At 60.1% G+C, this 586-nt stretch carries 1 pseudogene; it reads left to right on the forward strand.

The features are described 5' to 3' along the window. Nucleotides 1-82 precede the first annotated feature (82 nt). Nucleotides 83-586 (forward strand): annotated as a pseudogene (locus tag VL15_RS41515) (IS5 family transposase); the annotation flags it as partial.

Consider the following 586-nt stretch of genomic DNA (forward strand, 5'->3'; position numbering starts at 1 on the left):
CGGTTTCAAAAAGAGACGTAGGTACTGTTAACTTGTCCGGCAAGCTGTTAACCTGAGCCGTTGTGACAACCGGATCAGGGAGATGGGGAAGCCGATCATCGATGACGAGCTGTGGAAATTAATCGAGCCACTTCTACCGCCAGCCAAGCCACGTCGATTCATGTATCCCGGGCGCAAGCCAGTACCGGATCGTGCCGCGCTGACAGGCATTCTGTTTGTGCTGAAGACCGGCATTCGCTGGCGCGATCTTCCCGCGGAGATGGGATGCGGTTCGGGCGTGAGTTGCTGGCGGCGACTGCGCGACTGGCAGCAGGCCGGCGTGTGGGACGCATTGCACTCGCTGCTGCTTGCCAAACTGCGAGCGGCCAACCAGATCGACTTCTCCCGTGTCGTGGTCGATTCCTCGTCGATTCGTGCGGTTGGGGCGGGCGAAAAACTGGCCCGAACCCCACCGATCGCGCGCGACTCGGTTCCAAACACCACATCGCCACCGACGCCCACGGCACGCCGATCTCGGCGATCCTGACTGGCGCAAACCGTAATGATGTCACGCAACTGATTCCTTTGATCGAGTCGATTGCGCCGA

The organism is Burkholderia cepacia (assembly GCF_001039005.1).
GTDB lineage: Bacteria > Pseudomonadota > Gammaproteobacteria > Burkholderiales > Burkholderiaceae > Burkholderia > Burkholderia theae.